This window comes from Frankia sp. R82 (assembly GCF_023716925.1).
Classification (GTDB): Bacteria; Actinomycetota; Actinomycetes; order Frankiales; family Frankiaceae; genus Frankia.
In genome coordinates, this window is the sequence record NZ_JAMQQG010000258.1 from 1 (window position 1) to 5587 (window position 5587).

Annotated in this window: 2 protein-coding genes and 1 pseudogene; 2 read left to right on the forward strand and 1 reads right to left on the reverse strand. The window is 74.0% G+C overall.

Annotated elements, in window-relative coordinates; translation table 11 throughout:
- Both ND747_RS19790 and ND747_RS19795 read left to right on the forward strand, forming a co-directional pair.
- Nucleotides 1-1401 (forward strand): annotated as a pseudogene (locus ND747_RS19790) (polynucleotide kinase-phosphatase); the annotation flags it as partial.
- Between the two features lie 477 nt (nucleotides 1402-1878).
- Nucleotides 1879-2649 carry an AfsR/SARP family transcriptional regulator gene (locus tag ND747_RS19795; protein WP_251735318.1) on the forward strand — a complete coding sequence of 257 codons (771 nt, stop codon included), beginning with the start codon at nucleotides 1879-1881 and terminating at the stop codon, nucleotides 2647-2649.
- 19 nt (nucleotides 2650-2668) lie between these two features.
- Here the strand turns inward: ND747_RS19795 and ND747_RS19800 are convergent.
- The coding region (locus ND747_RS19800) for a LuxR family transcriptional regulator (protein ID WP_251735319.1) at nucleotides 2669-5587 on the reverse strand (2919 nt) is incomplete at its 5' end.

The window sequence follows — 5587 nt, forward strand, 5'->3', positions numbered from 1 at the left end:
TTCCCGCCCCTCGGCCAGCCGCCGCTGGGCCCCCACCCGCGCGCCGCGCCGGAGGCGACGGGCAACGGCGCCCGCCCCGGTGGCCGGGACGGCAGCAGGTCCGACCGGGAGCGGGTCGACCTGCTCGATGTCACCGACGTGCTCGGCCGGCGCTTCCTCGAGACGCGCCATGGCGGACGCATCCGCATCCAGGAGGAGAACGCGCTGGCCGCGCTGGAGGTGATGAGCCGCTTCGCCCTCGACCCGCGCTGGTTGGTGTACCTGCCGCCGACGATGAGCCCACCGCCGACGTCCACCCTGCCCGGCCTGCTCGAACATCCCGCCGAGGCGTTCGCCGCCTACCGCGCCGACGGCGTCGACCGGCTCGTCTGCGAGGAAAAACATATGGGCTCGCGGGCCGTCGTCGTGCTCTGCCACGACGCCGACGTCGCCGCCGCGCGCTTCGGCACGGCCGCCGGCCTGACCGCTGGCCCGACCGGCGCGGTGTACACCCGCACCGGCCGGCCGTTCTTCCCGCCGCCGCTCACCGAGCAGCTCCTCACCCGGCTGCGCACCGCCAGCGAACGTGCGGGCCTGTGGGACGAGCTGGCCGCGGACTGGCTGGTGTTCGACGCGGAGATCATGCCGTGGAGTGCCAAGGCCAGCGACCTCGTCGCCCGCCAGTACGCCGCCGCCGGAGCCGCCGCCCGCGCCGCCCTGCCGGTGGCGCTCGGCGCGCTCACCGCCGCTGTGGGCCGCGGCATCGACGTCGCCGACCTGCTCGGGCGGACCAGCACCCGGCTGGCCAACGCGGAGGCGTTCACCGATGCCTACCGCCGTTACTGCTGGCCGGTCGACGGCCTGGACGGCGTCCGGATCGCCCCGTTCATGCTGCTGGCCAGCGGCTCCGCAGACGCGCCGGCGAAACGGCCGGTCGCCGCGGCGACCTACGTGGACCGGCCGCACGCCTGGCATCTCGAAGTCGCCGCCCGGCTCGCGGATGCCGATCCGACGCTCGTCGCCGTAACCCGGCACACGACCGTCCAGGTGGACGATGCCGACTCGGTAGCGGCCGGCGTTCGCTGGTGGGAGGAACTCACCGGTGCCGGCGGCGAGGGGATGGTCGTCAAGCCTGCCGACGGCCTGGTGCGGGGCGAGCGTGGCCTCGTCCAGCCGGGTGTGAAGGTCCGCGGTCGCGAGTACCTGCGGATCATCTATGGCCCCGACTACACCGAGCCGGCGCACCTCGACCGGCTGCGCTCCCGTGGCCTGGGCCGCAAGCGTTCGCTCGCGTTGCGTGAGTACGCACTCGGCCTCGAAGCCCTGGAACGGGCGGCCGCGGGGGAACCGCTGTGGCGGGTCCACGAATGCGTGTTCGCCGTGCTCGCCCTCGAGTCCGAACCCGTCGACCCCCGGCTGTGACCATCGCTGGACGTGGGCGATGCAGGATGGGTCTGAGCCTCGCGCCCTGGTCGTCGTAGGGACACCTTGCTGGCCCGGCGTGCAGTTGTGCGACGATTTTGGGTCTGATTTCTTGATTAACCCTCATCTGGTCGCGGGACTGCAGATGGCTACCGTCGGGTGTGAACTGGCCGATGTTCGGGCGAGCCGATGTTCGGGTGGGTCGGCTCCCTGTTCCGGTGAGAGTGCCGGGAGTGGGACGGGATGGCCTGGTCGGTGTGCGGCAGGTCGTGATTGGGTGGGGCTAGTGGGGTGGGTCACGTTTGTGGTTCGGGGTTACCCAAATGTTGCATTCGGCGTGACGGGGCCGGCGGACTACGGAGTTTCTCCCTCTACGCACCTCTGCCGGCGCGTGAGACGGTGCCATGGTGGGCCCCGCCAACGGTGTCGGGCTGCCCCGGGGGATCGGTCCTACTACCTGTGGTGAGGGGCGTTCTGGTGCGGTACGAGATCCTGGGGCCGTTGCGAGTGCTGTCGGGCGAGCGGCGGGTGCAGCTCAGCGCGCCGAAGATGACGGTGCTGCTGGCGGCGCTGTTGGCCCGGCGTGGGCAGGTGGTTGCCAGCGATCTGCTGGTCAGCGAGATCTGGCCGGACGAGCCACCCCGGCGGGCGACCGCCACGCTGCAGGTCTACGTCTCCCAGCTACGCAAGGTGCTCACCTGCCCGCTGCGGCCGGAATGCCCGATCCTGACCCGTCCGCCGGGCTACCTGCTCAACGTGGACGCCGAGGCCGTCGACCTGCACCGATTCGAGAGCGGGGTCGCCGCAGGTCGGGCGGATGCCCGGGCCGGCCGGCATCTGCCGGCGGCGGAGCGGTTCACCGAGGCACTGGCGGTCTGGCGGGGTCCGGCGCTGGCCGGCCTGCGCGACGGGCCGGTCGTCGACGCCTTCGTCACCCGGCTGGAGGAGTCCCGGCTGGAGTGCATCGAGATGATGATGGAGGTGGGGCTGCTCGGCGGTCGGCACCGGGAGCTGACCGGGCAGCTGTTCGAGCTGACCCTGGAACACCCGCTGCGGGAGGCGTTCTACCGTCAGCTCATGCTCGCCCTCTACCGCTCCGAGCGGCAGGCGGACGCGCTGCGCGTCTATCAGCGGGCCCGGCAGATCCTGGCCGACGAGCTCGGTCTGGAACCGGGACGTCCGCTGCGCGAGATCCAGCGTGCGATCCTGGCCGACGACGACCGCTTCGAGCTGTCCTCGACGGGCTAGCCCGCGCCGGGATGCGGCGTCAGCCGGTGGCAGTGATGCCGGTCAGGCGGACCAGGGCCACCCGGGACGAGACGCCGAGCTTGCGGTAGATGCGGGTGAGGTGCGCGTCCACGGTGCGGGGGCTCAGGCCCAGGTCGTGGCCGATGTGCCGACTCGTTGCGCCGCTGGCGGCGGCCAGGGCGATCTGGCGCTCCCGGGGGGTGAGCAGATCCAGGACGTTGGGAGTGGAGTCGATGCGCTCGAGGCCGCGCAGCGCGGTGAGGGCGTGGCGGCCCAGCCGCAGGGCCCCGCAGCGGCGGGCGAGGTCGCCGGCCAGGGTGAGGTGGCGTTCGGCGTCCGCCCGCTGGCCGGCGTCGGCGTAGCAGCGGCCGGCCTGCAACAGCAGATGGCTGCGCAGGGACAGCATGCCGCTGGCCGCGAACAGGTCGGCGGCCTGCGCGTAACGCTGGCCGGCGGGCCCGGGCCGGGCCATCGCGCGCAGCGCGTGTGCCTGGGCGGCCAGCGCATGTCCGTGCTGGTAGTCCAGGCCCAGCTGGGCGGCGGCCAGCTCGGCCTGGTGCGCCCAGCGTTGCGCCGCGTCCACGTCACCCAGCCGTTCGGCGCTGGCGCACAGCGCCTCGAAGGCCATCGGATGTAGCACGGGGGAGAGCAGTTCCAGCGACTCGCCGCCGCCGGTGTCGAGGATCAGGGCCATCACCCGGCGGGGTTCGCCGTCGTCGGCCATGGCGGCGTAGGCCGTCCAGATCGTGGCGACATCACTCCACCAGGAGCGGCGCGCGGGCCGGGCCGTGGCGCGTTCGACCGCGGCCTGTTCGGCCAGGGTGGCGGCCCGGCGGCTGCCGTGGCCGTCGATCCAGATGCCGGCGAGCGCCTCGATCGCCTCGGCCAGGCTGGTGTGGTGGCCGCGGCGGGTGTTGCGGATCAGGTACTGCATCTCGGCGGCGACCCGACGGGCCTCCGGTAGCCGGCCGACCCGCTGGTAGACCGCGCCCAGGCCGCTGAGCAGCAGGGGCAGGGCGTCGCCGCGGCCGGTGGCGCGGGCGAGCGCCGCGCCCCGGCTGAAATGCCGCTCGGCGTCGATCTGGCGGCCGAGTACCGAGTCCGCCCAGCCCAGCAGGGCGAGATGTTCGGGGTGGGGAGCGAGCGCACTGTCGGGGAGCCGGTCGGCCAGCGCGACGCAGCCGGTCACCGTCCGCACGGCGGCCGCGATGTCGCCGTCGAGTGCCTCGACGACGCCACGCACGGCGAGTGCCCCGACCTCCGCGGTGCGGTCGCCTTCGTCACGGGCCAGGCGCAGCAGCAGCCCCAGCTCGTCCGGCGGCGGTGCGGAGCCGTCCAGCAGGCCCACCGCGGCCCGGGCGAGCAGCAGGTTGATGACGGCAGGTCGGGCGGTCGGCGGAATCGTCCGACGGGCCGGGGCGCGCAGCAGGTCGCCGGGACCGTCGGGGGAATCGCCGATGGCCGCATCGATCTCCGCGGCCAGCAGCGCCTGCGCGTCGGCGTGCTGGCCGATGGCGTAGGTGATCAGAGCGCAGCGGCTGGCGACGTCGGCCCGTTCGGTCGGGGTGCGGGTGACGGCGAGTTCGAGGGTCTGGCGGATCTGGGTGCGGCATTCGGCGAGCATCCCGGCGCTGGCGTAGGAGCGGGCCAGGCTCAGCGATACCTCTTCGCGCAGCCGGTCGACGTGGCGCGGGTCGGCAGGGGCGGCAAGGGCGCCGAGGTCGGCGAGGGCGAGAACCCGCAGCGCCAGGCGCAGCCAGCGCACCGCGTCCGGCGCGGACGAGGCCAGCGACTCCCGCGCCGCGTCGACAAGCAGATGGACCTCGGGCAGGCCCGCATCCTGTGGGAAGCATTCGATGTGAGTGGCCAGGACCGCGGCCGGCGCGCCGGCCAAACCCAGCGCCCGGGCTGCCCGGCGGTGCGCCTCGCGGCGCCAGTGCGGGTCCAGCGAGGTGTACACCACGTCGGCGAGCAGCCGGTGGCGCAGCCGGTAGGTGGCCGCGCCGTGGACCGGGCGCAACAGGTCGCGGGCGGTGAGCACGGCGACCGCCGAGCAGGTGGGGGTGATCGCCAGATCGGCGACCGAGGCGAGGATGTCGACGTCGAAGGTACCGCCGAGGATCACCGCGGCCCAGGCCACCTGCACGCACTCCGGCCCGAGATCGGCCAGCTCGGCCAGGATCGTGCCCACCAGCTGGTGCCCGGCCAGGCCGAGCGGAAGACCCGGGCCGGGCTGCGCCGATCCGGCGGAACCACCCAGGTCGCGCGCGAGCGCCAGCAGGTACAGCGGGTTGCCCTCGCTGAGCTCGTACAGCTCCCGGGCGCCGTCGTCCTCCGGTGGACGGCCCACCAGACGGGCGGCCTGGTCGGGGGAGAGCGGTTCCAGCTCGAGCCGGTCGACGGTGCCGAGCTCCTCGCCGCGGGCCAGGGCGTCGAGCAGCCGCGGCGGACTCTGCCGCGGCCGGTGCGCGACGACCAGCAGCAACGGCGCGTCCACGGGCCAGCGCACGAGATGGTCCAGCAGGCCGAGGGAGGCGCTGTCCGCCCAGTGGACGTCGTCGACGACCAGCACCAGACCGCTGCCGGCGACCCGGTGCAGCAGCAGCCGGGCCGGGTCGAACAGGCTGCTTGGATCCGCACCCGAGCCCGCCTCGGCGAGCAGGGCGGTGAGCAGCGATCCCGGGCCGGGAGCATCCGCGTCGTCCGGGCCACCGGGCGGTGTGATGGCCAGCAACCGGTGGAACATGGCGAACCGGACCCGTTGGTCGTTCGGGGCGCAGCGGCCGGTCAGCAGCGGTACGCCGCGTCGGGCCGCCTGCCGGGTCAGCTCGCCGAGCAGATGCGTCTTGCCGCTGCCCGGGTCGCCGCCCACCTCGATGACGCCGGCCTGCCCGGCCACGACCGCGTCCAGCGCGGCCAGCAGCCGGCGCCGCTGGGC